We start from the raw sequence: 1,629 nt of genomic DNA on the forward strand, positions 1-1,629 counted from the left end.
GCCGTCGGCGCGGAAGGAGTCGTCGTCAAGACTCTCGCAGACCTCGACCGGCTCGCATCCTGGGCCGACGAAGACGCCACGACCCGCAGGTTCCTGCTGCTCGACCTGCGCATCTCCGGCGACGTGATCGCGCCGTACCAGCAGGAGATCATCCGCGTGAATTCGTGAGGTGCGCAGTCGCCAGGCTCCTGCTGCGTTAGCCTTCCGGGATGCCTGCCATCCGCAACATCGCCGTCGGTCTGCCTGTGAAAGACGGGCATGTGCTCGCTCTCGAAGGGCATGATCGCTCGCGCGAGCTCGACTTCCTGCGCGCGATCGGCGGCGGCATCGAGTTCGGCGAGACCGCGGCGGATGCTCTGCGCCGGGAGTTCATGGAAGAACTCGGCGTCGCACTCGACAGCGCCGAGCCGCTCGGCGTCTTCGAGAACATCTTCACGTACGAGGGTGCGCCCGGCCACGAGATCGCCCACGTCTTCGCGGTGACGTCTGCCGAACTCGATGACGTGCCCCTCGACGCGGAACTCCGCATCCTCGATGAGGGCAGCCCGGTGCGCTGGGTGCCCATCGCAGACATCGCGTCCGGCATCCGCGTGCTGTTCCCTGTGGGCGCGCCGGAGTCACTTCGCGCGCTCACCGCCCGCTGAGTCCGGGTCGGGGCGGCCCGGGCTGTGCTCGGTCGGGCCTGCGCTCTCAGGCCTGCGCTCTCAGGCCTGCGCACTCAGGCCTGCGCGCCATAGTCGGGCAGCTCCTGCAGCGTCCAGGTGTTGCCGTCGGGGTCGTCGAACGTCACGAATCGCCCCCAGTCCTGCTCGTCGACGCCCTGCGCGTCGACGTCGAGTGCCCGAAGGTGCGCGAGCGCCTCGTCGGCATCCGGAACGACCACCTGGATCGTGTTCTGCTGCCCCGGCAGAAGCCCCTCGCCCAGGTTGGTGCCGAACGCGATCGAACAGGCCGACCCCGGCGGTGTCATCTGCACGAACCTCAGGCCCTCGTAGGGCACCTGATCGTGATCGGCATGAAAGCCGATCTTCTCGTAGAACTCCTTCGACCGGTCGACATCCGAGACCGGGACGAAGATCAGCTCGATCTTCCAATCCATCACGCGCTCCTCTTGTCGGGGCACCTTCGCCCATCGGCCCTCAGGCTACGCGGGGCCTCCGACACTCACCAGAGGCTCTCACCCACCGACACAAGCCCACACGACGGAGTCAGGATGCCGGCAGCAGCGCTCCGTCGAAGAACGAGCCCAGCTCGTCCACGGCATCCAGCGGCAGGATCGCGGCGACGTACTGGTCGGGACGCACGACGACGACGACGCCGTCGCGCGCGAGTTCCCGCGCCTCGAAGATGTCGGTCTCGGTCCACTTCGAGGGGCCCGCGGCATAGACCTTCTCCCAGTCGGTGAGGCCGAGCGGCCCCGTCTTCGGCTGGAACAGCGCGGGAGCGGACGTGACCTCGACCTCTTCGTGGGGCTGCTGATAGATCGCCTTCACGTCGAACACGGAATCGGAGTCGGCATCCGCCCGGGTGAACCGCGAGAACACCGGAGCAGCCTCCGCCGCCCACGCGTCGAGGCTCGCTGTGTCGCGACCCGCGAAGGCGTCGACCCGCCAGCGACCGCCAGCCTTG

At 68.0% G+C, this 1,629-nt stretch carries 2 protein-coding genes and 2 pseudogenes; 2 read left to right on the top strand and 2 right to left on the bottom strand.

Translation table 11 applies throughout. From position 1 onward, the window contains the following. Window positions 1-168 (top strand): annotated as a pseudogene (locus tag J7E68_RS20035) (thiamine pyrophosphate-binding protein); the annotation flags it as partial. 41 nt (window positions 169-209) lie between these two features. Then, the gene (locus J7E68_RS18165) at window positions 210-644 is read left to right on the top strand and encodes an NUDIX hydrolase (protein ID WP_215174951.1); all 435 of its coding nucleotides are present in this window, start codon (window positions 210-212) and stop codon (window positions 642-644) included. Between the two features lie 74 nt (window positions 645-718). On the opposite strand, the gene J7E68_RS18170 is transcribed toward J7E68_RS18165, so the two are convergent. After that, complete coding sequence (locus tag J7E68_RS18170) at window positions 719-1,099, bottom strand: VOC family protein (protein WP_215174952.1); 381 nt, start codon at window positions 1,097-1,099, stop codon at window positions 719-721. A 109-nt stretch (window positions 1,100-1,208) separates the two neighbouring features. Then, window positions 1,209-1,629, bottom strand: a pseudogene (locus tag J7E68_RS18175) (3-hydroxybenzoate 4-monooxygenase); the annotation flags it as partial.

The sequence above is a fragment of the Microbacterium sp. ISL-103 genome (assembly GCF_018613995.1).
Taxonomy (GTDB): Bacteria; Actinomycetota; Actinomycetes; order Actinomycetales; family Microbacteriaceae; genus Microbacterium.

Coding starts and splice junctions, on each gene's coding strand:
- J7E68_RS18165 (WP_215174951.1), top strand. CDS start 210: ATGCCTGCCATCCGCAACATCGCCGTCGGTCTGCCTGTGAAAGACGGG.
- J7E68_RS18170 (WP_215174952.1), bottom strand. CDS start 1,099: ATGGATTGGAAGATCGAGCTGATCTTCGTCCCGGTCTCGGATGTCGAC.